Here is a 25,510-nt window from a genome sequence, read left to right on the forward strand (position 1 = left end):
ACGACAACCGTGGCCAAGACGACTGACAAGCCTCTCGGCGGCCGTTTCATCGGCGCCACGGCGAACTACATCGACGAGCGCACGAGCATCTCCGGACTCGTCAAGGAGATCGGCCGGAAGATCTTCCCCGATCACTGGTCGTTCATGCTCGGCGAGATCGCTCTGTGGAGCTTCGTCGTCGTCTTCCTCTCGGGATCATTCCTGACGTTCTTCTTCGAGGCATCCATGGCCCCGACCCACTACAGCGGTGCGTATCAGCCTCTCCGCGGCATCGAGATGTCCGCGGCGCTGGAGTCGACACTGAACATCTCGTTCGACCTCCGCGGTGGCCTGCTGGTCCGCCAGCTGCACCACTGGGCGGCCCTGCTGTTCATCGCCGCCATCGGCGTGCACATGCTCCGAGTGTTCTTCACCGGTGCATTCCGCAAGCCGCGCGAGCTCAACTGGGTGATCGGATTCGTCCTCTTCATCCTGGCGATGGCCCTCGGCTTCACCGGTTACTCGCTCCCCGACGACCTCCTGTCGGGTAACGGCCTGCGCATCATCGACGGCATGATCAAGGGCATCCCGCTGATCGGAACGTGGACGTCGTATCTCCTGTTCGGCGGCGAGTTCCCCGGAACGGCGATCGTCAGCCGGCTGTACACGCTCCACATCCTGCTGCTGCCTCTGATCCTGATCGCCTTGATCGCGGCGCACCTGATGCTGATGATCATCAACAAGCACACGCAGTTCGCGGGCCCCGGTCGCACGAACAACAACGTCGTCGGCTACCCGATGGTCCCGATCTACATGTCGAAGATGGGCGGCTTCCTGTTCATCACGTTCGGTGTCCTCGTCCTCATCGCGTCGCTGTTCACGATCAACCCGATCTGGAACTACGGGCCGTACGACCCCTCCCCCGTTTCCGCGGGTACTCAGCCTGACTGGTACATCGGATTCGCGGACGGTGCGCTCCGCCTGGCTCCGTCGAACCTCGACCTGGTCCTGTTCGACCACACGTTCTCGTTCGGCATCCTTCTCCCGCTGACGGTGCTCGCTCTGTTCATCGTGCTCGTCGCGGTGTACCCGTTCATCGAGGCGTGGGTAACGGGCGACAAGCGTGAGCACCACATCGCTCAGCGTCCCCGCCACGCTCCGACCCGCACCGCCATCGGCGTCGCCGGCGTCATCTTCTACGCCGTGCTGTGGGCCGCTGCCTCGTCGGACATCATCGCGACGCACTTCCACCTCACGATGGAGGGTGTCATCCACACGCTCCAGGCGCTCCTGTTCGTCGGGCCGATCGTCGGGTACTTCGTCACGAAGCGGATCGCGATCGCACTCCAGAAGAAGGACCGCGAGATCGCTCTGCACGGTTATGAGTCGGGCCGCATCGTCCGCCTCCCCGGTGGCGAGTACATCGAGGTTCACCAGCCGGTGGACGCATACGAGCGCGTGAAGCTGATCGACTTCGAGATCCACGAGCCCCTCGTGGTCCGGCCGAACGACCAGGGCCGCATCCCGTGGACTCAGAACGTGCGTGCCTCGCTGTCGCGCTGGTTCTTCGAAGACCGTCTGTCGCCGGTCACTCAGGCCGAGGTGGATGCCGCTGTGGCTCACCAGCACCACGAGCTCGAGCACATCGAGCACGAGGAGCAGGAAGAGATCCGCGGTGCGCACGAGCGTGCCGGTGCCCCTGACGCCCCCCTCCGGCCGATCGACGACGGCCACCGCCCCGAGACGGCGAACCGACCGTCGAACATCATCGTGGTCGACGACGCCGCTCAGAAGAAGAACGATCGCTCCGACGACTGAGTTGTTGTGGCAGTAAAGCTGCGGGGTCTGACCGATCGGTCAGACCCCGCAGCTTTTGCGTGCCCGTAGCGTCGAATCATGAGCATCTCCTCCGCAGCGACCCTCTCCTACTTCCAGACGAAACTTCTCGTTGAGACGGACGTGAGCGATGTGTACGCAGCGCAACGGGCTGGCGAAGACTTCGTCCTCGTCGACGTCCGCAACCTCGAGGCCTGGGACCAAGGACACGCCTCGGGCGCCCAGCACATGCCTCACCGAGACATTGCGACACGGGCGACCGCTGAAATCCCCTTGACGCGGCCCGTGGTGGTCTATTGCTGGAGCCCGGGGTGCAACGGCGGCGCCCGCGGCGCCGTCGAGTTCGCGCAACTCGGGTACTCGGTTCGGGAGATGATCGGCGGCTACGAGTACTGGGCACGGGAGGGTCTGCCCGTAGAGAGCGCGCAAGGGCCTCTCCCCCGCGTGTTCGACCCGTTGGTGATGCCAGTCCGCACAACCGCCTGACGAGCTCTTACGCAGAGGCCAGACCCGCCTCGATGACCTCGGGCCACCGCTGCGCCGCCGCTCCGGCGATGACGGGTACCGCGTCCGCATCCGGCGTCCCGGCGTCGATGTCGCACACCACGGCGGTGACGTTGTCACGCGAGCACGCCTCTATCGCGAGATCGACGACAGCTTTTGCCGCCGTGGCGGGATCGGTGATTCCCACCAGGAGAGCTGCTATCGCTTCCTCCGGCACGTAGTCCGTCACGCCGTCGCTGCAGAGGAACCATCGATCGCCGATCACAGCGTCGCGGGTTTCGACCCGGATGGTGTCGTCATCATGGCCACCGAAGGAGGCGGTGATGATGTTGCGCCGCGGATGGGTCCAAGCGTCCTCCGGTCGAACCAGGCCGCGATCGACGAGCGCTTGAACGTACGAATCATCGCGCGTCTGCCGGGTGAAGCGGCCGCTCCTGAGCAGATACGCGCGGGAGTCACCGGTATGCGCGAGCACCAGATCATCGGCGGTGAGCCACACACCGGTGAGTGTGCTCGCCATCCCAGCGAGAGCAGCATCCCGCCTGACGTGCGCACCGATGTCCCAGTTCGCCGCGCGAAGGCGCTCGACGAGGTTCTCGGCGCTAGGCAGCGCCCCGCGCAGCGTGATCAGTTTATGTACGATCGCGGCTGAAGCCAGATCTCCAGACGGACCACCGCCAACGCCGTCCGCCACGGCTGCGGCGAACGGCGTTGAAAAGGCTGCGTCCTGATTGACGGCCCGGTAGCTTCCGACATCCGAGCGGACGCCTGCGTTGATACGCATGCGGATCAGCGGGCGAAGTAGCCCCGGTAGTACTCGTAGACCCACCCGACAATGGCAACGATGAAAATCGCGAAGCCGATCGGGATCATGAACTCGCCGACGGCCAGGCCGATAAAGGCGATCGCGGCGGATCCTGCGAGCACGAGCGGCCACCAGGACCAGGGCGAGAATTCACCCATCTCAGGGTCACCATCGTCGATGTCAGCCGTGAGCGAGTCCTCCGGCAGAACCCCACCCTGAGCCTTCTCGACGCGGCCGGTGTAGAACGCGATCATCGCACCCATCGCGGTCACGAAGACCAGGGCGACAGAGCCGACCCACTCGATCCGGTTGAACACCGGGAGCTGCGGGTGAGCCAGGATGTTCCATGTCACGTAGACCACCGCGACGAGGGCGAAGAACGCGGTCAGAACCCACCAGAGGTTGGTATTGGTCTTCATTTACTTGACCTTGCCGTTCGTCAGGTCGACCACCGGAGCGTCGGGCGCGTCCTTTGCAGGACCCACACCAACGGGGATGCCGGCTTCGGGGTGGTTCAGGTCGAAGGCAGGCCGCTCGCTGCGGATCCGCGGAATCGACGTGAAGTTGTGGCGCGGGGGCGGGCAACTTGTCGCCCACTCGAGCGAACCGCCGTAGCCCCACGGGTCGTTGACCGTGACGCGCGGCGCCGTGCGAGCGGTGATCCAGACGTTCAGGAGGAACGGGACCATCGACGCAGCGAGGATCATCGACCCGACGGTCGACACCTGGTTCTGCCACGTCCAGCCGTCTGCCGCCGAGTAGTCGGCGTAACGACGGACCATGCCGTCCGCGCCCAGCCAGTGCTGGATGAGGAAGGTCATGTGGAAGCCGATGAAGAGAAGCCAGAAGTGCACGAGGCCGAGGCGCTCGTTCAGCATCTTGCCGGTCCACTTGGGCCACCAGAAGTAGAAGCCCGCGAACATCGCGAAGACGACGGTTCCGAAGACCACGTAGTGGAAGTGAGCCACGACGAAGTACGAGTCCGAGACATGGAAGTCGAGGGGCGGCGACGACAGGATGATGCCGGTAAGACCACCGAAGACGAACGACACGAGGAACCCGAGTGCGAACACCATGGGGGTCTCGAATGTGATCGATCCCCGCCACATCGTGCCGATCCAGTTGAAGATCTTCACACCCGTCGGGACGGCGATCAGCATCGTCATGAGAGCGAAGAACGGCAGCAGAACAGCGCCCGTGACGTACATGTGGTGCGCCCAGACGGACACCGACAGCGCAGCGATCGCGATGGTGGCGTAGACGAGGGTCTTGTACCCGAAGATCGGCTTGCGGCTGAACACCGGGAAGATCTCCGACACGATGCCGAAGAACGGCAACGCGATGATGTACACCTCGGGGTGGCCGAAGAACCAGAACAGGTGCTGCCAGAGCAGAACGCCACCGTTGGCCGGATCGTAGATGTGAGCGCCGAGGATGCGGTCGGCAGCGGCAGCGAAGATCGCCGCGGCCAGGACCGGGAACGCCATCAGGATCAGGATGCTGGTGACGAGGGTGTTCCAGCTGAAGATCGGCATGCGCCACATCGTCATGCCAGGGGCGCGCATCGTCATGATCGTCGTGATGAAGTTGACGCCACCGAGAATCGTGCCGAAACCGCTCATGCCGAGACCCAGCATCCAGAGGTCACCACCGGCGCCCGGACTGAAACTCTCACCGGCCAGGGGCTGATACGCGAACCATCCGAAAGCTGCTGCGCCCTGCGGGGTGAGGAAGCCGGCGACGGCGATCGTCGATCCGAAGGTGAAGAGCCAGAAGGCGAACGCGTTCAGTCGCGGGAAGGCGACGTCGGGCGCACCGATCTGCAGCGGCAGCAGTGCGTTGGCGAACCCGGCGAACAGCGGGGTCGCGAACATGAGCAGCATGATCGTGCCGTGCATCGTGAAGAGCTGGTTGTACTGCTCCTTGGTCGGCACGACCTGCATGCCGGGCTCGAAGAGCTCCGCACGGATGATCAGTGCCATCACGCCGCCGAGCATGAAGAACAGGACGGAGGCGATCAGGTACATGTACCCGATGGTCTTGTGATCGGTGGAGGTGATCCACTTGACCACGATGTTGCCCTTGCGCTCGACGCGCGAGCTGCTCAGGAGCGCAGCCTGCCGCGGCGGAAGGGTCGGTGTCGGGGCCGGAGGTGCGATGGTGGCCATCAGTTCTGCTCTCCCTCAGCGGCGGGCGCGCCAGTTCCCGGTGCGTTCTGCTGGCGGTCCAAGACATCGTCGATGTCGCCGGTCTGTCCCTTGGACTCGAGCGATGCGATGTAGGTCTGGTATTCGGACTCGGAGACGACCTTCACATTGAAGAGCATCATCGAGTGGTACTGGCCGCAGAGCTCGGCGCACTTGCCGACGAACGTGCCTTCCTTCGTGGGCGTGAAGGACCAGTAGTTCTCGCGCCCCGGGTACATGTCCTTCTTGTAGAGGAAGTCCACGATCCAGAACGAGTGGATGACGTCGCGAGACTCGAGCTGCAGCGTCACCTTCTTGTTGACGGGAAGCACGAGCTCGGGAAGCTCGTTGGTGATGTTGCCCTGGGCGTCAGTCTGCGCCTGGACACCCATGGTCCAGACAGCGTCCTTGGGGTCGTCGCAGTCGTTCCCGTTGTACTGGAAGTCCCACGCCCACTGTTTGCCGATGGCGGTGATGCAGACGTCGGGGTCCTCGTACTGCGTCTCGAGGATGGCCTGGTCGCGTGCCGTGAAAGCGAAGAAACCGAGGACGAGGATGACCGGCGCGATCGTGAAGAACATCTCGATCGGCATGTTGTACCGAAGCTGCACCGGAAGGCCCGACTGGCCCTTCCGGCGGCGGTACGCGATCGCCGCGAAGCCCATGAGGGCCCACGTGATCACACCGACGGCGAGGACGACGATCCACGACGTGGTCCAGAGGCCGGCAATCATCGACGTGTGATTCGTCGCCTGGCCGCCCCCCTCATCGAAGCCGGGGAGGAAGCCGTTCGCTGTCGTGGGGCTGCATCCCGCAAGGGCGATCGCGGAGGCGATCGCAAGCGGGAGGGCTACCCAACGGAGTCGGCGGTTGACGCGCACGGTGCACCTTTCGGGGACATGAAGGTCAGACTCATGCCAGTCTAGGGCAACCTCTCACGGGATTCCGGCCATCCCTTCAGGGATACCGGGGCCCGCCGAGGGAAGCCCAGATGGATCAGTGGAAGCTGTCACCGCAGGCGCAACTGCCCGCAGCATTCGGGTTGTCGATCGTGAAGCCCTGCTCCGAGATCGTGTCCTTGAAATCGATCTTTGCGCCGTCGAGGTAGGGCACCGACATGTCGTCGACGATCACCTCGACACCGTCGAAGTCGACGGTCTTGTCTCCGTCGAGGTAACGCTCGTCGAAGTACAACTGGTAGATGAGACCCGAGCAACCACCCGGCTGCACGGCGACGCGGAGCCGAAGGTCGTCGCGGTTCTCCTGCGACAGGAGGCTCTTGACCTTGTCGGCCGCTGCGTCGGTCAGGGCGACGCCGTGAGCGGGAACGGTCTCGGTGGACTGCGTGGCGATGTCGGTCATGACTCTCCCCATGGTCGGGCCGCCAGTGTTCTTGAGGAACGGGGGCGGCGTACTCAGACGATTCTACGTCGCCTCACACGGTCTGGCCTGGCGGCGCGGGTATCGGGCGACCGGTTCACTCCGACGCGTCGAGCGACTCCAGGAGCAATGCCTCGGAGAGCAGGGCGTGGCGGAAGGTGTCGACGTGCAGGGACTCGTTCGGGCTGTGAGCACGCGCGTGCGGGTCTTCGACTCCCGTGACCAGAATTTCGGCGCCGGGGAATTCCCTCACGAGGTCTGCGATGAACGGAATCGAGCCGCCCACCCCGATGTCCACAGGAGTCCGGCCGTATCCGCTCTCCAGGGCGGCACGCGCTTTCTCAACCGCCGGTCCGGACGTGTCGACCAGGAACGCATCGCCGAAGTCGACGTCACGAAAGGCGAGCCGAGCGCCGAACGGTGCGTGCGCACGAAGGTGCGCTTCGATTGCCGCGAACGCGTCGGCGGCCGCCTGGCCGGGTGCGACACGGGTGCTGATCACAACGGACACCTTCGGCGAGAGGGTATTCGAGGCGTTGCGGACGCTGGGAGCGTCGATACCTGTGATGGTGATGGAGGGCTTGTTCCAGATGCGGCTCAGGATCTCGTCGCGCCCGATCGGCGACACACCCGCCGGCAGCCCGGCTTCGTCCCGCAGTGTCTCCTCGGAGTAAGGGGGCGTCGCGGCATCCCGCGATTCCAGACCCTTCACCGCAACCGCGCCGTCCGAGTCCCACAGGGTGGCGAGAAGGGTGACTGCCGCGAGCATCGCGTCGGGGACTGCACCGCCGAACATCCCGGAGTGCGAAGCGTGCTCGAGAGTCTCGATGTCGAGCGTGAACCGCGCATTGCCGCGGAGAGACACTGTGAGTGCGGGCGTCTCGGAATCCCAGTTGCCCGAATCGGCGACGACGATGACGTCAGCCCGGAGCGCGTCAGCGTTGTCGCTGAGGAACTGGGCGAAGGATGCCGACCCGGCCTCCTCCTCACCCTCGAAGAAGAGGTTCACGCCGAGGTCGAAGTCCGGGCCGAGCGCGTCGACGAGAGCGCGGAGGGCACCGATATGCGCCATGATCCCGGCCTTGTCGTCGGCGGCGCCGCGCCCGTAGATCCGACCGTCACGGAGCGTGGGCTCGAACGGAGGCGACTCCCACAGGGAGTCATCGCCGACCGGCTGAACGTCGTGGTGCGCGTAGAGAAGGATCGTCGGGCGGCCGTTACGGGCCTTGCGGGTCGCCAGCACGGCCGGCATCCCCTCCTCCCCGGTTTCGGGAATGACAGCCGTCTTGATTTCGACGTGTTCGAAGATCCCGAGGCCGTCGACGAGCGCTTTGACCGCCTCGGCGCTCCGCTGCACTTCGGCACGGTCGAAGCCCGGGAAGGCCACGGACGGGATGCGGACGAGGGAACCCAGATCAGCGAGGGCGGCGGGCACCTGAGTCAGGGCCGCCTCCCGCACCGCGGCGGACCGAGTGGTGTCGGAAGTCATGCGGGTAATCTTATGTCGCACGCCCTTTTCGCCGATTCCGAGGAACCGCCCCGTGGCAAAGACACCGCCCCCCGCCGACACCGCACCCGACGCCCCCACCGGCGCGGGCAAGAACCGCCCGACGCCTACGCGCGCCGAGCAGGAAGCGGCGCGCAAGCGGCCCCTCGTCGCCAACACGAAGGAGGCCCGCGCTCGCGCGAAGGCCGAACTCGCGGCGCAGCGCGACAAGGCTCGTATCGGCATGGCCAACGGCGACGAGCGTTACCTCACGCCTCGTGACCGCGGCCCCCAGCGTCGGTTCGCCCGTGACTACACGGATGCCGGCTGGCACTTCGGCGAGCTCGTGATGCCGCTCCTGGTCATCGTCATCCTCTTCGCTCTCGTCCCCAACTCCGCCGTCGTCTTCTACGCGTACGTCGGACTCTGGGTCTACATCCTCTTCGTCGTCGCGGACATGGCCATGCTCTCCCGCAAGGTGAAGAAGCTCGCCGCAGCGAAGTGGGGAGACCGCCGCGAGAAGGGCCTGGGCTGGTATGCCGCCATGCGCTCCGTGCAGATGCGCTTCATGCGTCTGCCGAAGCCGCAGGTGCGCCGCGGCGAGTACCCCGCCTGATCTCGACCACACTTGAGAACGGGCCCACACCGAGAGGTGCGGGCCCGTCTTTTCGTGCGACCGATGCCGCGCCTCAGCGCGTGAGGCCACGGTTGATCTGGCGCGCCCAGAGCGGTCCGCGGTACACGAACGCGCTGTAGCCCTGGACGATGTCGGCGCCGGCGGCGAGACGCTCGCGCACGTCGGCTGCCGTCTCCACTCCCCCCGCGGCGATCACGCAGAAGCCGTCCGGGACGGCGGCGCGAACGCGACGAAGGACCTCGAGCGAACGCTCGCGGAGCGGAGCACCGGAGAGTCCGCCGGCACCCATGGCATCGACGCGAGCGGCATCCGTCGTCAGTCCCGTGCGGGCGATCGTCGTATTGGTGGCCACAATGCCGGACAGCCCTGCGTCCACCGCCATCGCCGAGATCCCGTCGATCTCGTCGTCGGTCAGGTCGGGGGCGATCTTCACGAGGAGAGGGGTATCGCCAGCGGCATCCTTCACCGCGGCCAGGAGGGGACGCAGGGTCTCGACGGCCTGCAGTCCGCGGAGCCCGGGAGTATTGGGGGACGACACGTTCACGACGAGGTAGTCGGCGACCGGAGCGACGAGCCGAGTGCTCGCGACGTAGTCTGCGGTCGCGTCCTCGACGTCGACGACGCGAGATTTGCCGATGTTCGCTCCGAGGACGGGGCGTCGTTTGCGGCGGCGCATGCGCGCGAGTCGCGCAGCCACGGCCTCCGCACCGTCGTTGTTGAAACCCATGCGGTTGATGAGGGCACGGTCCGCGGGCAGTCGGAACAGCCGCGGACGAGGATTGCCGTCTTGTGGGATGGCCGTCACCGTGCCGACCTCGATGTGCCCGAACCCCAGAGCGTGAAGCCCGAGCGCGCCGACCGCGTTCTTGTCGAAGCCTGCAGCGATCCCGAACGGCGAGTCGAAAACGAGGCCGAGAGCCTCGGTCCGGAGCTCCGGTGCGGGGCGGGTCAGCGCTCGCGCAACCGCCGAGAACGGCGGCACCGCGGCAACACGGATCACGGCCATCCCGAGGTGGTGGGCGGTTTCCGGATCGAGCCGGCGGAGGACGAGGTCGAAGAGGAGTCGATACATCGGCTCCCAGCCTAGGGGTGGTGCCCCTGGTCTCGTGCTCAGGCGTCCTGGCGCGAGGCTCGCTCGGCGTGATCGGCTCGCAGGAGCGCAATCGCGTCGTCGAAATCGTCGAGGGTCTCGAATGCCTGGTACACGCTCGCGAACCGGAGGTACGCGATCTCGTCGAGTTCGCGGAGAGGTCCGAGGATCGCCAGTCCGATCTCGTTCGTGTCGATCTGCGAGACGCCCGTCTGACGGACCGACTCCTCCACCGCCTGGGCGAGCATGGCGAGATCGGCCTCGGTGACGGGGCGGCCCTGGCACGCCTTCCGGACGCCGGACATCACCTTCTCGCGGCTGAACGACTCGATGACTCCCGAGCGCTTGATGACGTTGAGACTCGCCGTCTCGATCGTCGAGAACCTGCCGCCGCACTCGGGGCATTGGCGACGGCGACGGATGCTGAGTCCGTCGTCGCTCGTGCGGGAGTCGATGACGCGGGAATCGGAGTGGCGGCAGAAGGGGCAGTGCATGGCGGCATCCAGACTACGCGTCGAAGCGCGCCGTCACGGCCTCGCCGTGCGCGGGGAGAACCTCGGCGTTCGCCAGCGTCACGATGTCGTCGTGCACGGCCCGCAATGCGTCGCGATCGTAGGTGATCACCTGCTGAGGACGCAGGAAGGTGGATGCCGAGAGGCCCGACGCGTACCGTGCCTGACCGCCGGTGGGGAGAACGTGGTTGCTCCCGGCGAGGTAGTCCCCCAGGCTCACGGGGGTCCACGGACCGACGAACACCGCGCCCGCGTTCACGTACTCCTCCGGACGCGGGTCGCGGAGGTGAAGCTCGAGGTGCTCGGGCGCGTACGCGTTGCTGAATGCGGTGGCCGTCGGGATGTCGTCGACGAGGAAGACCGCCGACTGCGGACCGGCGAGAGCCTGCGCCACGCGGTCGGCGTGGTGCGTCGCCGCGGCGCGGCGTTCCACTTCGACGACGACGGCCTCGGCAAGAGCTGCGGAATCCGTGACGAGGACAGCGGATGCTTGCTCGTCGTGCTCCGCCTGGCTCACGAGGTCGGCGGCGACAAGGCGGGCATCCGCGGAGTCATCGGCGACGATGAGGATCTCGGTGGCACCCGCCTCGGAGTCCGTACCGACCATGCCCGCCACGACACGCTTGGCGAGCGCGACGAAGTTGTTGCCCGGGCCGGAGATCACGTCGACGGAAGCGAGTTCGATCTCGGCGACGCCGTGCGCGTAGGCACCGATGGCCCCTGCGCCGCCCATCGCGTAGACCTCGGTGATGCCCAGCAGCTTCGCGGCGGCGAGGATCACCGGGTGGACCCGTCCGCCGTGGGCACGCTGGGGCGGCGAGGTCAGCGCGACCTGAGTGACGCCGGCCACCTGCGCGGGGACAACGTTCATGACGACGCTCGACGGGTAGACCGCCTTCCCGCCAGGAACGTATACGCCCGCGCGTCGGACGGGCCGCCAGTGCTGTTCGACGCGGGCACCCGGGCCGATCTCGGTGACGACCGGCGCGGGGACCTGCGCGGCGGAGGCGAGTCGAACCCGACCGATGGCGTTCTCCAGCGCAGAACGGATCGACGGGTCGAGCGAGGCGAGAGCCTCATCGAGGTGCGCGGCCGGAACCCGGATGTCATGCCCCTCGACGCCGTCGAACCGCGCCGCCTGTTCACGGAGGGAGACCTCTCCCCTTTCGGCGACGTCTGCAACGACCGCCGCCGCGGTGGCGAGGGCCTCGTCGCGCGCGGCTGTGGCGCGGGGAACGGCGGCGAGGAGATCGGTCGGTGTGACGGCGCGACCCCGGAGGTCGATCGTGCGGAGCATCCCTCCAGGCTACCGGCGGCTCAGCCCCGGGTGACGCCTGAGACGTCGGTAAGGTAGCCGATCCGACCGTCCTCATGACGGACGACGAACGAATCTCCGCGGTCCTCGATCACCAGAGCCCACGCAGTCGGACCGACGCGGAACACCGGGAGCCCATTCTCATCGACGACGTCGCGCTCGACAGGAGACAGTGCCCAGAACGCCTGCTGCGCGGAGGCGGGAGCAGGAGCCGGCTCGTCGTCGTCGATCGGGTCACCGTACGGAGCGGGGTCGGGGTCGACCGACGGCGCCGCCATTGTGAAGCGTGCGTCCGAGAGGGGACGCGCGACGACCGGACGCGCACGACGAGCGACACGGTGCGCAAGCGTCTCCGTCCGGTGAAGGAAGTCTTCGTGGAACGGCGGGATGAACGGCGCGAGGACGGTGAGCGCGACGCCGGCGGCCATGAGGATCACTTCGACCCAGACGACCCAGCTGCTGAGCCAGACGCCGGTCGCAGCGCCACGCGCGATGTTCGCCCACAGCCAGCTCAACCACACGACGGCCGAGACGGAGAACGCGACCGACGCGAACTGGTCGATGCCCAGGGAACCGACACGACGGATGCCGTCGGGCGAGAAGCGACGAAGAGTGACGAGGAAGACAGCGACCGTCGGGACGCCGATCGTCAGCACCCAGTCGATGCCTGAGGTCCAGACGGTTCCGCCGCCGAGAAGACGGGTGAACTGGTCGTTCGCGTAGAGCGGGAAGAACGAGAACAGGAAGGCCAGCGCCCAGACGCCCAGCAACGACACCTCGCGGAGCGAGAAGGGGCCGACGCCGTACTGCGGCGGAATGTGCCCCTCGCCGGGCTCACTCTCAGCAGGCTGCGCCGCGTCGACGGCGGGGCCAGCGGCCTCGGTGGGCTCCTCCGCGACGACGGGCTCGGCGACGTACGCCTCTCCGTCACCCGCGGCATCCGTGGAGAAGTCGTACGCCTCGGTCTCCTGATCGGCGCCGGCGGCCTCGTACACGGCGGTCTCCGGCGCGCGCACGACGGTCACGTCGAGGTCTTCGACAGAGCTCCCGGCTTCGTCCGGCGTTTCGGGGTTCGTCTTCTGGTCGGTCACGATGCTCCTTCCGAACAGCGCCGATGAGCGCCGCCTGCGATCCTACCCCGCGCGGTCGAGGCGACTCAGCCGAGACACTGCGGACCGAGCAGCCCCTTGAGCTCCCCGTAGAGGTCGACGGTCACTCCCACCTGCGCGGGAACTTCGAAGACCTTCGCCACTCCGCCGCGGTGAAGCTTGAGTGTTACTTCCGTCGAACCCGGATGCCGGTCGAGAACGGCCGCGAGCTGACCGATAGTGGTCTCCGTCGCGCGGTGCTCCGGCAGCAGGAGGACGAGCGGGCCCGCCGCATCGACCGACCCGAGATCGGGCACGAAGGCGGACTGACCGTGGAGGTTACGTCCGTCATCGCGCTGCGACACGCGGCCGCGGACGACGAGGATCGAGTCGGCCACGAGCATCGACTGGAACTCGGTGTAGGTCTTGCCCATGAACATGACCGTCACCTCGCCGTCGAAGTCCTCGACGGTGATCATGCCGTAGGGGTTGCCGCTCTGCTTCGCGACGCGGTGCTGGACGCTGGTGACCAGCCCCGCAATGGTGACGATGTCGCCGTCGGAGATGTCTTCCGAGACCAGCAGGTCATGGATCGACGTCGACGCGTGCTTGGCGAGCGGTATCTCGAGACCGGCGAGCGGGTGGTCGGACACGTACAGACCGAGCATCTCGCGCTCGAACGCGAGCTTGTCCTTCTTCGTCCACTCCGGCCGCTCCGGAACGCGCGCGACCTGCTGCGGCTCGTCGTCCCCCCACAGGCTGTCGAAATCGAACCCGACCTCGCCGTTGGCTTCGCGTCGCTTGTCGAGGACGGCTTGCTCGGTCGCATCCTCATGAATCTCCATGAGCGCACGCCTCGTCGACCCGAGCGAGTCGAACGCACCCGCCTTGATGAGCGACTCGACGGTCCGTTTGTTCGCGACGTGCGCGGGGACCTTCGTCAAGAAGTCATGGAAGCTCGTGTACGGCCCGTCGGTTCGGGCCGACACGATGCCGTCGACGACGTTGGTGCCGACGTTGCGGACAGCGCCGAGGCCGAAGCGGATGTCCTCGCCGACGGCGGCGAAGAAGCGGATGGACTCCCCCACGTCGGGCGGCAGCACGCGGATGCCCATGCGGCGGCACTCGTTGAGGTACACCGCCATCTTGTCCTTGGAGTCGCCGACGCTCGTGAGGAGCGCAGCCATGTACTCGGCTGGGTAGTGGGCCTTCAGATACGCAGTCCAGTAGGAGACGAGACCGTATGCAGCGGAGTGCGCTTTGTTGAACGCGTAATCGGAGAAGGGAAGGAGGATGTCCCAGAGGGACTTGATGGCCGCGTCACCGAAGCCGCGCTCCTTCATCCCGCCGGAGAAGCCCGCGTACTGCTTGTCGAGTTCGGACTTCTTCTTCTTACCCATCGCGCGTCGGAGGATGTCGGCCTGGCCGAGGGAGAACCCCGCCACCTTCTGCGCGATCGCCATGACCTGCTCCTGATAGATGATCAGGCCGTAGGTCGTGTCGAGGATGTCGCGCAGCGGCTCCTCGAGCTCGGGATGGATCGGGGTGATCGGCTGCACGCCGTTCTTGCGCAGTGCGTAGTTGGTGTGCGAGTTGGCGCCCATGGGACCCGGACGGTACAGGGCGATGACGGCGGAGATGTCCTCGAAGTTGTCAGGCTTCATGAGACGCAGAAGCGACCGCATAGGTCCACCGTCGAGCTGGAACACCCCGAGGGTGTCGCCGCGACTCAGGAGGTCGTACGCCGGTCGGTCGTCGAGCTCGAGGTGCTCGAGGTCGAGCTCCTCGCCGCGGTTGGTGCGGATGTTGTCGAGGGCGTCGGAGATGATCGTGAGGTTTCGAAGCCCCAGGAAGTCCATCTTGATCAGGCCGAGCGTCTCGCACGACGGGTAGTCGAACTGCGTGACTATCTGACCGTCCTGCTCGCGACGCATGATGGGGATGATGTCGATGAGCGGTTCGCTCGACATGATCACGCCGGCCGCGTGGACGCCCCACTGGCGCTTCAGTCCTTCGAGCCCGAGCGCGCGGTCGAACACCGTCTTGGCATCGGGATCGGTGTCGACGAGTGAGCGGAACTCGCTCGCCTCCTTGTACCTGGGATGCTTCGCGTCGAACATGCCGCCGAGCTCCATGTCCTTGCCCATGACGGGCGGCGGCATAGCCTTCGTGAGGCGCTCGCCCATGGAGAACGGGAAGCCGAGGACACGACCGGCATCCTTCAGCGCCTGCTTCGACTTGATCGTGCCGTACGTCACGATCTGGGCGACGCGCTCGGAGCCGTACTTCTCGGTCACGTAGTCGATGACCTCGCCGCGGCGTCGATCGTCGAAGTCGACGTCGAAGTCGGGCATGGAGACACGGTCGGGGTTCAGGAAGCGCTCGAAGATGAGGCCGTGCTCGAGCGGGTCGAGGTCGGTGATGCGCATCGCATAGGCGACCATCGAGCCGGCGCCGGAGCCACGTCCGGGGCCGACGCGGATGCCGTGGTCCTTCGCCCAGTTGATGAAGTCGGCAACGACGAGGAAGTACCCCGGGAAGCCCATCTGCAAGATGATGCCGGTCTCGTACTCCGCCTGCCTGCGGACGCGGTCGGGGATCCCGTCGGGGTACCGGTAGTGGAGGCCCGCCTCGACCTCTTTGATCAGCCAGCTGTCCTCGGTCTCACCCTCGGGCACCGGGAAACGCGGCATGTAGTTCGCGGAGGTGTTGAACTCCACCTCGCACCGCTCGGCGATGAGCAGCGTGTTGTCGCAGGCCTCGGGGTGGTCACGGAAGAGCTGGCGCATCTCCTGCGCCGTCTTGATGTAGTACCCGTCGCCGTCGAACTTGAAGCGGTTCGGGTCGTCGAGCGTCGAGCCCGACTGGACGCACAGCAGCGCCTCGTGAGCGTCGGCCTCGTGCTGATGCGTGTAGTGGGAGTCGTTGGTCGCGACGAGCGGGATGTTCAGGTCCTTCGACAACCGGATGAGGTCGGTCATGACGCGGCGCTCGATCGACAGGCCGTGGTCCATGATCTCGGCGAAGTAGTTCTCCTTGCCGAAGATGTCCTGGAACTCCGCGGCGGCGGCACGCGCGGCGTCGTACTGACCGAGGCGAAGGCGAGTCTGCACCTCACCCGACGGACACCCCGTCGTCGCGATCAGCCCTTTGCCGTAGGTCTGCAGCAGGTCGCGGTCCATGCGGGGTTTGAAGTAGTAGCCCTCGATGCTCGACAGCGAACTCAGCCGGAACAGATTGTGCATGCCCTCGGTGCTCTGGCTCCACATCGTCATGTGGGTGTAGGCGCCCGATCCCGAGACGTCGTCGCTCTTCTGATCGGGGGACCCCCACGCGACGCGCGACTTGTCGCTGCGATGCGTGCCGGGCGTGACGTACGCCTCCAGCCCGATGATCGGCTTGACGCCGGCGGACTGGGCCGCACGGTAGAACTCGAACGCGGCGAAGGTGTTGCCGTGGTCGGTCACGGCGATGGCCGGCATCCCGTAGTCGGCGGCTGCCTGCGTCATCGCGCCGATCTTCGCGGCCCCGTCGAGCATCGAGTATTCGCTGTGGACGTGCAGGTGAACGAAGGAGTCGGATGCCACGGATCGAGTCTACGTTCCGGTTCTGACACGGCGCCTAGGCTGGTCGGCATGACCACCCCCGAGTTCGTCCTCGCCCTCCGCGAGAAGATCGGCACCGCCCCGCTCCCCCTCGTCGGGGTCACCGCCGTCGTGTTCCGAGACGAGAAGGTCCTCCTCGGCAAACGCGCCGACAACGGCGAGTGGCAGTCGGTGTCAGGCATCGTGGAGCCGAGCGAGGAACCCGCCGACACAGCGGTCCGGGAGTGCCTCGAAGAGGCCGGAGTCGTCGTGCGCGCGACTCGGCTCGCAGCGGTCCAGCAGATCCCTCGGATCGTCTACGCGAATGGCGACGAGGTCGACTACCTCGACCTCGTGTTCCGGTGCGACTGGGTCTCGGGCGATCCGCATCCCGCCGACGGCGAACTGACCGAGGTCGGCTTCTACGGGCTCGGCGAGCTGGTCGACGTCGACCCGTCTCACGTCCGGAAGATCGCCCTCGCCATCGCCGAGGACGATCCGGCGAGCTTCACCGGCGGGCGCTGACTCACTGGTCGCGCAGGATCTCCAGCGCGTGCGCGAGATCCGCGGGGTACTCCGACCGGAACGTGACCCAGTCCCCCGTCGCCGGATGGGCGAAGGACAGCTCGTGAGCATGCAGCCACTGGCGCGTCAGGCCGAGACGCTGTGCCAGCGTCGGGTCGCCGCCATAGAGCGGGTCGCCGACGCAGGGGTGCTTGTGGGCGGCCATGTGCACGCGGATCTGGTGCGTGCGGCCGGTCTCGAGGTGGACTTCGAGAAGTGATGCCCGTGGAAACGCCTCGAGCGTCTCGTAGTGCGTCACCGAGTCCTTCCCGTCGGGGATGACCGCGAACTTCCACGAATGGTTCGGATGGCGCCCGAGCGGAGCGTCGATGGTTCCGACGAGAGGGTCCGGATGCCCCTGAACCACGGTGTGATAGACCTTCTCGACCTCGCGCTCCTTGAAGGCGCGCTTCAACGCGGTGTAGGCGCGTTCCGTCTTGGCGACGACCATGAGTCCACTCGTCCCGACGTCGAGCCGGTGAACGACGCCCTGGCGCTCCGCCGCTCCCGTCGTCGCGATGCGGAAGCCCGCCGCGGCGAGGGCGCCGACGACTGTCGGCCCCTCCCAGCCGAGCGAGGGGTGCGCTGCGACACCTGACGGCTTGTCGACGACCACGATCTCATCGTCGTCGTGGACGATGCCGAGGTCGGGAACCGGAATCGGAACGATCTCGGGCCCCCGTTTGTCCTCCCAGTCGACCTGCAACCAGGCGCCGGCGACGAGCTTGTCGGACTTCCCGACGGGACGCATGTCGAGCTGTACGCCGCCGCTCTCGGCGACGTCGGCCGCAAACGTCCGCGAGAAACCGAGGAGCTTGGCGAGCGCCGCATCGACGCGCGTGCCGTCGAGCCCGTCGGGGACGGGGAGGCTACGGCTGGGCATGAGGGTTCGCGGATGCCGGTGCGTCGGCGTCCGCCTCTGCGGACGCGGCGGCCCGGGCAGCATCCTTCTCCCGTGTGCCGTCGAACCGGCGACCGAGCAGAACCAGGATTGCGACCGCGATCATCATCGTCACGATGAACATGTCGGCGACGTTGTAGATCGCGGAAGGGAACCACAGCCAGAGCCACGGGGTGTGGATGAAGTCGACCACGTGCCCGACGAGAAGACCCGGAGCACGGAAAAGGCGGTCCGTGAGATTGCCGAGGATGCCGCCGAGCAGCAAGCCGAGGACGACAGACCACGCGCGCGATCGCACCCGGGTTGCGGCCAGGAAGACGATCGACAGAGCGGCGGCGGCGAGGACGAGGGTGAACACCCACGTGACGCCCTCCCCCAGGGAGAAGGCCGCTCCCGGATTGAACGTCAGGTAGAGCTGGAAGAAGTCGCCGATGACCGGCACGACCTCTCGCTCGGGCAGATTCTCCAGAGCGAGGTACTTCGTGAACTGATCAGCGGCCAGCACCAGCACCGCGAGAATCGCGATGGTGGTGCCGGCCGCTGCGGCGCGCAGTGTCGTCCGCTTCGCGGACGTTCGGCTCGACAACGTGCGCGTGGTCAGGACGCGGGGATGGGCGTCGAGCCCGAGGTGCCGGCGACGTCGAGGTCACGCAGCTTGTCCTCGATGAAACCACGGAGCTGAACGCGGTAGTCGCGCTCGAACTGACGCAGTTCGCTGATGCGGCCCTCGAGGGTGCCGCGCTCGCTCTCGAGGCGCGTGATCTCGTCGCGCGCCTTCGAACGGGCGTCGTTAAGAATGGCGTCGGCCTCGGCCTGCGCTTCGGAGATGAGCTTCTCCTTCTGCGACTTACCCTCGGCGACGTGCTCGTCGTGCAGACGCTGAGCCAGCTCGATGATGCCGGCAGAAGCCGCGACGGGAGCGGAGGCGCTCGATGCGGGAGCTTCGGCGGCAGGCTCGGCCTGGGCCGGGACCTCTTCGACGACCTCGGTCTGCGGGGCCGACTCGGCCTGCGGAGCGGACTCCTGCGGGGCGGGGGTCTCGCCGGACTCGAACGCGGCGAGCTTCGCCTTCAGTTCCTCGTTCTCAGCGATGGTCTTGCGCCACTCGACGACGATCTCGTCGAGGAAGTCGTCGACCTCATCGGGGTCGAAACCCTCCTTGAAGCGAACATGCTGGAACTGCTTGGTGACGACGTCTTCGGGAGTCAAAGGCATGTGTCTTTCCTCTTTCGGGGCTCAGGAGGCGGGCCGGTCAATGAAGACCCGCGAGGCGCGAGCCGTACCCCGACAGCATAGTCCGAGGCTGTCACGGGTGCGACGACGCGATGATCACACGCGGCTCAGGACCTGCGTGATCGACAGCAGAACGAAGCAGCAGAGCATCGTGATCGGGAACGCGAGATCCAGCGCGATCGGGCCGATGCGAAGCGGCGGAATGAACCGCCGGAAGAACTTGATCGGCGGATCCGTCACGGTGAACACGACCTCCGCGAGGACGAGCCAGCCGCCCCGCGGACGCCACTCCCGATTGAACATCGGGATGTACTCCAACACCAGGCGTGCCAGGAGGAACAGCACATAGATGAGAAGGAGCGCGTTGAGGATCCCGGCGATGAGGCCGATGACCGACACGGCGTCAGTGGGTGAAGGGCGCGGAGTCCGCGTCGCCCTGAGCGATCGCGCCTTCGCCGGACACCGCGACGTTCTCCGGCGAGAGCAGGAAGACCTTGCTCGTCACGCGTTCGATGCGTCCGTACAGACCCAGCGACAGACCGCTCGCGAAGTCGATGAGGCGGCGCGCGTCAGCGTCGCTCATCTGCGAGAGGTTGATGATGATCGGGATGCCGTCGCGGAAGTTCTCGGCGATCGTCTGAGCATCGCGGTACTGCTTGGGGTGCACGGTGACGATCTCGCTCACCGTGGCCGGAGCAGGCTGACGGACGACCGCGGGGCGGTGGATCGGGGTCACCGGCGCAGTCTTGTTCTCGACCTGCTTCTCCCGACGGGGAGCGGGCTCCTCGTACACCTCTTCCTCGTCGGCGAGGCCCAGGTACACCATGGTCTTCTTGAGCGGGTTCGACATCGCATCCTCCGTATTGCTCGTCTGTGACGAGGCTATCCGTGCACGGGCCTCGGGCCCGTGATTGCCGAACCGATCCGCAGGTGTGTCGCACCTGCCGCGATCGCTTCGGCGAAATCGCCGGTCATCCCGGCGGAAATCCAGTCGGCATCCGGCACCACGGTGCGGATGAGGGCAGCATGATCGGCGAGTCGGGCGAAGGCCGCTGCGGGCTCTTCGTCGAGGGGCGCGACCGCCATGACTCCCCGGAGCCGGAGCGACGGACAGGACGCAGCGACGTGCTCCGCGAGCTCTTCGATGCCCGCAGGCTCGACGCCCCCGCGACCGGGATCGTCGGTCAGATTGACCTGGATGAGCACATCCAGGATGTCGGCGTCGTCGTCCTCCCCGCGAGCTGCGTGCAACGCGTCGGCGAGGCGCGCTCGGTCGAGGGAGTGCACCGCATCGGCATCCCGTCGTACGGCCTTCGCCTTGTTGGTCTGCGCCTGGCCGATGAAGTGCCATCGCACCGGGGCACCCGAGTAGGTCTCGCGCTTCGCGCTGAGTTCCTGCTGTCGGTTCTCCCCGACGTCAGTCACACCGAGTCCGACGAGATCCTCCACCAGGTCCACGGGGTGGAACTTCGTGACGACGATGCGCGAGATCTCGGACGGGTCGCGGCCCGCCGACGACGCGGCATCCAAGATGCGCGCGTCTATGTCGGCGAGCCGCGAACGCAGATCCACGTCGGCGTTACTTCAGGAAGTCGGGGATGTCGAGGTCGTCATCACCGAACGCCGAGTCGTAGTCGCTCGTCGAGGACGGTGCGGACACCGACACCGACTCGCGCGGGCTCGTGTTCTCCGCGGCCGCGAGGTCGCGCGCGACGGTGTCGGCCGGCAGCGGCGGCAGGACCGGTGCGGATGCCGGGCGCGTCGCCGTGATCGGCTCGACCTTCACCTGGGGCTCACCGCCGTCGAAACCGGCGGCGATGACCGTCACACGCACCTCGTCACCGAGGGTGTCGTCGATGACGGTACCGAAGATGATGTTGGCCTCGGGGTGGGCGGCCTCCTTGACGAGCTGAGCCGCGTCGTTGATCTCGAAAATGCCGAGGTTCGACCCGCCCTGGATCGAGAGGAGCACACCGTGGGCGCCCTCGATCGAGGCTTCGAGAAGCGGCGACTCGACGGCGAGCTCGGCAGCCTTGATGGCGCGGTCGGCGCCCCGGGCGGAACCGATGCCCATGAGCGCGGAGCCCGCACCCTGCATGACCGACTTGACGTCGGCGAAGTCGAGGTTGATGAGACCTGGAGTCGTGATCAGGTCGGTGATGCCCTGCACACCGGCGAGGAGCACCTGGTCTGCAGTGGCGAACGCTTCGATCATCGAGATGCCGCGATCGCTGATCTCGAGGAGGCGGTCGTTCGGGACGACGATGAGGGTGTCCACCTCTTCCTTCAGCTTCGAGACGCCCGTCTCCGCCTGGGTCTGCCGACGGCGACCCTCGAACGAGAACGGCTTGGTCACGACACCGATGGTCAGAGCGCCGATCGACTTCGCGATCCGTGCGACGACGGGGGCGCCACCGGTGCCCGTACCGCCGCCCTCGCCTGCCGTCACGAAGACCATGTCGGCGCCCGCGAGGGCCTCTTCGATCTCTTCGGCGTGGTCCTCGGCGGCACGACGGCCCACCTCGGGATCGGCGCCGGCACCGAGACCGCGAGTCAGCTCGCGACCGACGTCGAGCTTGATGTCGGCGTCGCTCATCAGCAGCGCCTGGGCATCCGTGTTGACGGCGATGAACTCGACGCCGCGAAGGCCGAGCTCGATCATGCGGTTGACGGCGTTGACACCGCCACCACCCACGCCAACGACCTTGATCACAGCAAGGTAGTTCTGGTTCTGGCTCACGCCGGCCTCCGTATCGTCCTGAACCTCGAGTGCAAACCTTCAACCTCAACCAGAGGTTTAAAGAATTGCCGAGTATGCAATTCCTGATTCCGAACGTAGGCGGGTCGCGTCCCGCTGCCCGCAGCGGCGCGGGCGTGTCGTCGGATCGGATGTGTCGTCAGCGGATGACGAGCGCGCTCGGGGATGAGACGTCGTACTGTTCGACCTTCGACGGGGGCCGGGCGACGATCGCAGCCTTCAACACGCGGGCCTTCTCGACGGGCTGCTCCGCGCTCCCCCACAGCACATCGGCGCCCTCGATCTCGAGGGTGACGTCGTCGGGAGTCGTCGCCGACATCGCGCTCACCTGTTTGCGCAGGTCGGCGGGAAGCGACCGGTAGACAGCGCCGACCGCTCGGAAGGCCCGCGAGCCGGCTCCGCCCGTCGCCTCGATGACGGGGTACCCCTTCGGCGCCGCCGCCGTCGTGCCGAGGACGACTCCGGCGGCATCGACCAGGGAGAAACCGGCCTTCGTCGACACGACACCCACCGGGGTGCGCTCGATGATTCGGACGACGAGCTCCTGCGGTGGCCGCGCCTCGATCGAATAGCTCTCGACGAGCGGGAAAGACACCAGGGCCGCCTTCACGGCACTCGAGTCGACGAGGGCGAGCGGGGTGCCCATCTCCCCCGACAGGGCCTGTTCGATCGCCGCCGGAGCCAGCTTCTGAGTCCCGATCACGGTGATCTTCGACACGGCGAACAGCGGGCTGTAGGCGGCGCCGACCGCGCCGACCCCGAGGAGGACGACCGCGGCCAGCGCCCCGAGCCACGCGTACCGGCGACGCCGCTGGCGCACCGTGAAGCGGCGCACCTCGCGACGGAGGGCGCGTCGGCGTGCGCGTGCGGCAGCCCAGACGTCTCGCACACCGAGCGGGCGGTCTGCAGCGGCATCCGGAGCGGTCTCGTTCGACTCGGCCGCAGACGAGGCGGTCGGTTCCAGGGGAACGACAGGCGCGAGACGTCCGGGGGCAGCGGACTCGACGCGCTCAGGCGCGGCCTCCGCCGCGGGAGTCGGCGTGGGCGCCGAGCGTCGCGGTGCAGCCGGCGGCGTCGACGGGAGCGGGGACGGCCGCCGCATTGTCAGTCCTGCTCCGGGCCGAGCGCGTCGAGGACCTGCGGGATGATGCGGTAGACGTCGCCGCACCCGAGGGTGATGACGTAGTCCCCGGGCTGCGCGATGGATGCCGCGTACTCGGCCGCCTGCTGCCAGTCGGCGACGAAGCGGACCCGATCCTGATCGACGAACGCGCCGCTGACGAGCGCGCCGGTGACACCGGGAACGGGATCCTCGCGGGCACCGTAGACGTCGAGGACCACCGTCTGATCGGCGCGGGACTCGAGGATCTCGGCGAACTCGCGGTACATCGCCTGTGTACGGGAGTAGGTGTGAGGCTGGTGGAGCGCGATGATGCGCCCCTCGCCCACGACGGTGCGGGCTGCCGAGAGCGCGGCGTCCACCTCGGTCGGGTGATGAGCGTAGTCGTCGTACACGGCGACCCCCGCGCGCATTCCGTGCAGCTCGAATCGACGAACCGTGCCACCGAACTCCTCGACCGCGCGCAGGGCGGGCTCGAGTTCGTAGCCGAGCGTCAGGAGGACCGCGACGGCACCCGCCGCGTTGATCGCATTGTGGGCACCCGGAACAGCGAGAGCACCGGAGACCGTCTGGCCTCGGTGGTGGATCGTGAAGGACACCGGGCCCTCGGTCACGATGTCGTCGATACGGACGTCGGCATCGGGCGACGTGCCGAACGACACGACATTGTCGTGCGTGAGCGACGCCGCGACCTCGCGGGCGCCGAGATCGTCGGACGAGATGACCACGGCCTGGGAGGCGGCATCCGCGAATCGGACGAATCCGTCGTAGAACGCTTCTCGCGAGCCCCAGTGGTCGAGGTGGTCGGGATCGACGTTCGTGATGAGCGCGACCGCGGTGTCGTACAGCAGGAACGAGCCGTCGGACTCGTCGGCCTCGATCACGAACAGGTCGTCGGATCCGGTTCCGCTCGAGACGCCGAGCGACGCGATGACGCCGCCGTTGACGAACGTGGGATCGGCGCCGATGGCCCGAAGGGCCGTCACGATCATGCCGGTGGACGTGGTCTTGCCGTGCGCTCCCGCCACACTGACGAGGCGGCGTCCGCCGACGAGCCAGTGCAGGGCCTGCGAGCGGTGGATGACCGGCACACCGCGCTCCTTCGCCAGGAGGTACTCAGGGTTCTCCGGCCAGATGGCGCCCGTGAAGACGACCGCGTCGACCTCATCGGGCAGGTTGGCCGCGTCATGACCCACGTGCACGTCGGCTCCGCGCGCCGCGAGAGCGCGCATGGTGGAGCTGTCGGAGCGGTCGGAACCCGAGACGCGGATGCCGCGATCGAGGAACATCCCGGCGAGGCCCGACATCCCGGAACCGCCGATTCCGATGAAGTGGGCGGCGGTGATGTCCGCAGGAAGGGGGAGCGAGAGATCGGGGCGAATCATGGCCCGTCAAGTCTAGGTCGGGGCTGCCGCGAGGATGCCGCGGCGCGCTGGGCGGCCGGGGTCGCCGGTCAGCGCGCGAGGGCGCGATCGATCAGGCCCAGCACGTTCGCACTGCCGGAGCGCGTTCCGACGCTCTCCGCGGCCGCGCGCATGCGGTCGAGCGCGGCGGCATCCTTCAACAACGGCACGACGGTCGAACGGACCCGGTCGCCCGTGAGCTCGCCGTCCGGGATGAGCACGGCCGCACCCCCCTGAACGGCGGACGCCGCGTTCAGCGCCTGCTCGCCGTTGCCCACGGCGTACGGCACGTACACGGCCGGGATGCCGAGCGCGCTGATCTCGCTGACGGTCGCGGCGCCCGATCGCGACACGATCGCGTCGGCGAGGGCGAAGGCCAGGTCCATGCGGTCGATGTAGGGAACGACCCGGTACGACGGGTCGTCGGGGTCCGCGACGTCATTGCGCTCCCCCACCGCGTGGAGGATCTGCCACCCGGCGGCCACGACGTCCTGCCACGAGTCGGCGAACGCACGATTGAGTCGGACGGCGCCCAGCGAACCTCCGAACACGAGGAGTACCGGGCGAGCGGCATCCAGCCCGAAGGCCTCCGCGGCCTCGGACCGGAGCGCTGCGCGGTCGAGGTGGACGATCTCGGGACGGAGCGGCATCCCGACGACCTCCGCGCCCTTCAGCGGGGTGCCTTCGAAGGCGACCCCGGAGGCAGCAGCACGACGCGCCCCCAGAACGTTGGCGAGTCCGGGCTTGGCGTTGGCCTCGTGCACCACGACGGGAACACGCGCGCGACCGGCGGCGACGTAGGCAGGCGCGGAGGCGTAGCCGCCGAAGCCGACCACCACGTCGACACCGCGCTCGAGGATGTGGGTCCTCACCTGACGCACCGCGCGAGCGAACCGGCCCGGGAAGCGGACAGCCGCGGCATCCGGTCGGCGCGGGAACGGAACCTTGTCGACGAACAGCAGCTCGTAGCCGCGGAGCGGGACGAGGCGTGCCTCAAGCCCCTCGCGAGTGCCGAGGACGAGCACGGTGGCATCGGGTTCCCGAGCCGTCAGGGCGTCGGCGACGGCGAGCAGCGGATTGACGTGGCCCGCGGTGCCCCCGCCGGCCAGAAGGTACGTGGTCACCGGAT

General features: G+C 67.2%; 25 protein-coding genes. 4 read left to right on the top strand and 21 right to left on the bottom strand.

Annotated features, from left to right (window positions below):
- Positions 1 to 9: 9 nt before the first annotated feature.
- The gene (gene qcrB / locus MO1_RS11135; protein WP_174520583.1) at positions 10 to 1,797 is read left to right on the top strand and encodes a cytochrome bc1 complex cytochrome b subunit; all 1,788 of its coding nucleotides are present in this window, start codon (positions 10 to 12) and stop codon (positions 1,795 to 1,797) included.
- A 78-nt stretch (positions 1,798 to 1,875) separates the two neighbouring features.
- Positions 1,876 to 2,301, top strand: a complete 426-nt coding sequence (locus MO1_RS11140; RefSeq protein ID WP_036308525.1) for a rhodanese-like domain-containing protein — start codon at positions 1,876 to 1,878, stop codon at positions 2,299 to 2,301.
- 7 nt (positions 2,302 to 2,308) lie between these two features.
- Here MO1_RS11140 and MO1_RS11145 read toward each other — a convergent pair whose 3' ends face one another.
- The 6 genes from MO1_RS11145 to MO1_RS11170 form a co-directional block, all read right to left on the bottom strand.
- Positions 2,309 to 3,103, bottom strand: a complete 795-nt coding sequence (locus MO1_RS11145; RefSeq protein ID WP_060916061.1) for a PP2C family protein-serine/threonine phosphatase — start codon at positions 3,101 to 3,103, stop codon at positions 2,309 to 2,311.
- A 5-nt stretch (positions 3,104 to 3,108) separates the two neighbouring features.
- Positions 3,109 to 3,543, bottom strand: a complete 435-nt coding sequence (locus MO1_RS11150; protein ID WP_036308523.1) for a cytochrome c oxidase subunit 4 — start codon at positions 3,541 to 3,543, stop codon at positions 3,109 to 3,111.
- Positions 3,544 to 5,292, bottom strand: coding sequence for an aa3-type cytochrome oxidase subunit I (gene ctaD / locus MO1_RS11155; protein ID WP_036308522.1), 1,749 nt, complete (start codon positions 5,290 to 5,292; stop codon positions 3,544 to 3,546).
- Positions 5,292 to 6,191 carry an aa3-type cytochrome oxidase subunit II gene (ctaC, locus tag MO1_RS11160; protein WP_036308520.1) on the bottom strand — a complete coding sequence of 300 codons (900 nt, stop codon included), beginning with the start codon at positions 6,189 to 6,191 and terminating at the stop codon, positions 5,292 to 5,294. The genes ctaD and ctaC overlap by 1 nt, the downstream gene beginning before the upstream one ends.
- Positions 6,192 to 6,306: 115 nt before the next feature.
- Positions 6,307 to 6,672, bottom strand: coding sequence for an iron-sulfur cluster insertion protein ErpA (gene erpA / locus MO1_RS11165; RefSeq protein WP_036308517.1), 366 nt, complete (start codon positions 6,670 to 6,672; stop codon positions 6,307 to 6,309).
- Positions 6,673 to 6,787: 115 nt separating this feature from the next.
- Entirely contained in the window at positions 6,788 to 8,179 is a 1,392-nt protein-coding gene (locus MO1_RS11170) for a M20/M25/M40 family metallo-hydrolase (RefSeq protein WP_036308516.1), read from the bottom strand.
- A 52-nt stretch (positions 8,180 to 8,231) separates the two neighbouring features.
- On the opposite strand from MO1_RS11170, the gene MO1_RS11175 reads away from it, so the two are divergent.
- On the top strand, positions 8,232 to 8,792 hold the full coding sequence (locus MO1_RS11175; RefSeq protein ID WP_036308513.1) for a DUF3043 domain-containing protein: 561 nt from the start codon (positions 8,232 to 8,234) through the stop codon (positions 8,790 to 8,792).
- Positions 8,793 to 8,865: 73 nt separating this feature from the next.
- On the opposite strand, the gene MO1_RS11180 is transcribed toward MO1_RS11175, so the two are convergent.
- From MO1_RS11180 to dnaE, 5 genes are all read right to left on the bottom strand, one after another.
- Positions 8,866 to 9,885, bottom strand: coding sequence for a quinone-dependent dihydroorotate dehydrogenase (locus tag MO1_RS11180; protein ID WP_036308512.1), 1,020 nt, complete (start codon positions 9,883 to 9,885; stop codon positions 8,866 to 8,868).
- A gap of 38 nt (positions 9,886 to 9,923) precedes the next feature.
- Positions 9,924 to 10,397: a transcriptional regulator NrdR gene (gene nrdR / locus MO1_RS11185; RefSeq protein WP_036308510.1), complete on the bottom strand. Its 474-nt coding sequence runs from the start codon at positions 10,395 to 10,397 to the stop codon at positions 9,924 to 9,926.
- A 13-nt stretch (positions 10,398 to 10,410) separates the two neighbouring features.
- Complete coding sequence (hisD, locus tag MO1_RS11190) at positions 10,411 to 11,712, bottom strand: histidinol dehydrogenase (RefSeq protein ID WP_060916062.1); 1,302 nt, start codon at positions 11,710 to 11,712, stop codon at positions 10,411 to 10,413.
- Positions 11,713 to 11,732: 20 nt separating this feature from the next.
- Positions 11,733 to 12,821 carry a hypothetical protein gene (locus tag MO1_RS11195; RefSeq protein ID WP_036308506.1) on the bottom strand — a complete coding sequence of 363 codons (1,089 nt, stop codon included), beginning with the start codon at positions 12,819 to 12,821 and terminating at the stop codon, positions 11,733 to 11,735.
- A gap of 65 nt (positions 12,822 to 12,886) precedes the next feature.
- Positions 12,887 to 16,405, bottom strand: a complete 3,519-nt coding sequence (gene dnaE / locus MO1_RS11200) for a DNA polymerase III subunit alpha (RefSeq protein WP_036308504.1) — start codon at positions 16,403 to 16,405, stop codon at positions 12,887 to 12,889.
- 48 nt (positions 16,406 to 16,453) lie between these two features.
- Between dnaE and MO1_RS11205 the strand changes: the two genes are divergently transcribed.
- The gene (locus tag MO1_RS11205; RefSeq protein ID WP_036308503.1) at positions 16,454 to 16,927 is read left to right on the top strand and encodes an NUDIX hydrolase; all 474 of its coding nucleotides are present in this window, start codon (positions 16,454 to 16,456) and stop codon (positions 16,925 to 16,927) included.
- Position 16,928: 1 nt separating this feature from the next.
- Here the strand turns inward: MO1_RS11205 and MO1_RS11210 are convergent, their stop codons facing one another.
- From MO1_RS11210 to MO1_RS11255, 10 genes are all read right to left on the bottom strand, one after another.
- Complete coding sequence (locus MO1_RS11210) at positions 16,929 to 17,849, bottom strand: RluA family pseudouridine synthase (protein ID WP_060916063.1); 921 nt, start codon at positions 17,847 to 17,849, stop codon at positions 16,929 to 16,931.
- The gene (gene lspA / locus MO1_RS11215; protein ID WP_060916064.1) at positions 17,836 to 18,453 is read right to left on the bottom strand and encodes a signal peptidase II; all 618 of its coding nucleotides are present in this window, start codon (positions 18,451 to 18,453) and stop codon (positions 17,836 to 17,838) included. The genes MO1_RS11210 and lspA overlap by 14 nt, the downstream gene beginning before the upstream one ends.
- Before the next feature lie 11 nt (positions 18,454 to 18,464).
- On the bottom strand, positions 18,465 to 19,082 hold the full coding sequence (locus MO1_RS11220; RefSeq protein WP_060916065.1) for a DivIVA domain-containing protein: 618 nt from the start codon (positions 19,080 to 19,082) through the stop codon (positions 18,465 to 18,467).
- Positions 19,083 to 19,196: 114 nt separating this feature from the next.
- A complete protein-coding gene (locus MO1_RS11225) occupies positions 19,197 to 19,499 on the bottom strand; it encodes a YggT family protein (RefSeq protein ID WP_036308497.1) in 303 nt (100 codons plus the stop codon).
- Between the two features lie 4 nt (positions 19,500 to 19,503).
- On the bottom strand, positions 19,504 to 19,950 hold the full coding sequence (locus tag MO1_RS11230) for a cell division protein SepF (protein ID WP_036308496.1): 447 nt from the start codon (positions 19,948 to 19,950) through the stop codon (positions 19,504 to 19,506).
- Between the two features lie 32 nt (positions 19,951 to 19,982).
- On the bottom strand, positions 19,983 to 20,672 hold the full coding sequence (locus MO1_RS11235) for a YggS family pyridoxal phosphate-dependent enzyme (RefSeq protein WP_060916066.1): 690 nt from the start codon (positions 20,670 to 20,672) through the stop codon (positions 19,983 to 19,985).
- A gap of 7 nt (positions 20,673 to 20,679) precedes the next feature.
- A complete protein-coding gene (gene ftsZ, locus MO1_RS11240; RefSeq protein WP_036308494.1) occupies positions 20,680 to 21,840 on the bottom strand; it encodes a cell division protein FtsZ in 1,161 nt (386 codons plus the stop codon).
- 157 nt (positions 21,841 to 21,997) lie between these two features.
- Positions 21,998 to 22,960 (bottom strand): cell division protein FtsQ/DivIB, encoded by a 963-nt coding sequence (locus MO1_RS11245; protein WP_060916067.1) that lies wholly within the window; start codon positions 22,958 to 22,960, stop codon positions 21,998 to 22,000.
- A 2-nt stretch (positions 22,961 to 22,962) separates the two neighbouring features.
- Positions 22,963 to 24,363, bottom strand: a complete 1,401-nt coding sequence (murC, locus tag MO1_RS11250) for a UDP-N-acetylmuramate--L-alanine ligase (RefSeq protein ID WP_060916068.1) — start codon at positions 24,361 to 24,363, stop codon at positions 22,963 to 22,965.
- 68 nt (positions 24,364 to 24,431) lie between these two features.
- Entirely contained in the window at positions 24,432 to 25,505 is a 1,074-nt protein-coding gene (locus MO1_RS11255; RefSeq protein ID WP_060916069.1) for a UDP-N-acetylglucosamine--N-acetylmuramyl-(pentapeptide) pyrophosphoryl-undecaprenol N-acetylglucosamine transferase, read from the bottom strand.
- Positions 25,506 to 25,510 lie beyond the last annotated feature (5 nt).

It is taken from the genome of Microbacterium oleivorans NBRC 103075, from assembly GCF_001552475.1.
Lineage (GTDB): Bacteria > Actinomycetota > Actinomycetes > Actinomycetales > Microbacteriaceae > Microbacterium > Microbacterium oleivorans.

Excerpts from the sequence above, each read along its gene's own strand:
- ctaD (WP_036308522.1), bottom strand. The coding sequence starts at position 5,292 with ATGGCCACCATCGCACCTCCGGCCCCGACACCGACCCTTCCGCCGCGG.
- MO1_RS11145 (WP_060916061.1), bottom strand. The coding sequence starts at position 3,103 with ATGCGTATCAACGCAGGCGTCCGCTCGGATGTCGGAAGCTACCGGGCC.
- MO1_RS11140 (WP_036308525.1), top strand. The coding sequence starts at position 1,876 with ATGAGCATCTCCTCCGCAGCGACCCTCTCCTACTTCCAGACGAAACTT.
- erpA (WP_036308517.1), bottom strand. The coding sequence starts at position 6,672 with ATGACCGACATCGCCACGCAGTCCACCGAGACCGTTCCCGCTCACGGC.
- hisD (WP_060916062.1), bottom strand. The coding sequence starts at position 11,712 with ATGCTCCGCACGATCGACCTCCGGGGTCGCGCCGTCACACCGACCGAT.
- MO1_RS11150 (WP_036308523.1), bottom strand. The coding sequence starts at position 3,543 with ATGAAGACCAATACCAACCTCTGGTGGGTTCTGACCGCGTTCTTCGCC.
- nrdR (WP_036308510.1), bottom strand. The coding sequence starts at position 10,397 with ATGCACTGCCCCTTCTGCCGCCACTCCGATTCCCGCGTCATCGACTCC.
- MO1_RS11210 (WP_060916063.1), bottom strand. The coding sequence starts at position 17,849 with ATGCCCAGCCGTAGCCTCCCCGTCCCCGACGGGCTCGACGGCACGCGC.
- murC (WP_060916068.1), bottom strand. The coding sequence starts at position 24,363 with ATGATTCGCCCCGATCTCTCGCTCCCCCTTCCTGCGGACATCACCGCC.
- MO1_RS11245 (WP_060916067.1), bottom strand. The coding sequence starts at position 22,960 with ATGCGGCGGCCGTCCCCGCTCCCGTCGACGCCGCCGGCTGCACCGCGA.
- MO1_RS11230 (WP_036308496.1), bottom strand. The coding sequence starts at position 19,950 with ATGTCGAACCCGCTCAAGAAGACCATGGTGTACCTGGGCCTCGCCGAC.
- MO1_RS11170 (WP_036308516.1), bottom strand. The coding sequence starts at position 8,179 with ATGACTTCCGACACCACTCGGTCCGCCGCGGTGCGGGAGGCGGCCCTG.
- MO1_RS11180 (WP_036308512.1), bottom strand. The coding sequence starts at position 9,885 with ATGTATCGACTCCTCTTCGACCTCGTCCTCCGCCGGCTCGATCCGGAA.
- MO1_RS11205 (WP_036308503.1), top strand. The coding sequence starts at position 16,454 with ATGACCACCCCCGAGTTCGTCCTCGCCCTCCGCGAGAAGATCGGCACC.
- MO1_RS11220 (WP_060916065.1), bottom strand. The coding sequence starts at position 19,082 with ATGCCTTTGACTCCCGAAGACGTCGTCACCAAGCAGTTCCAGCATGTT.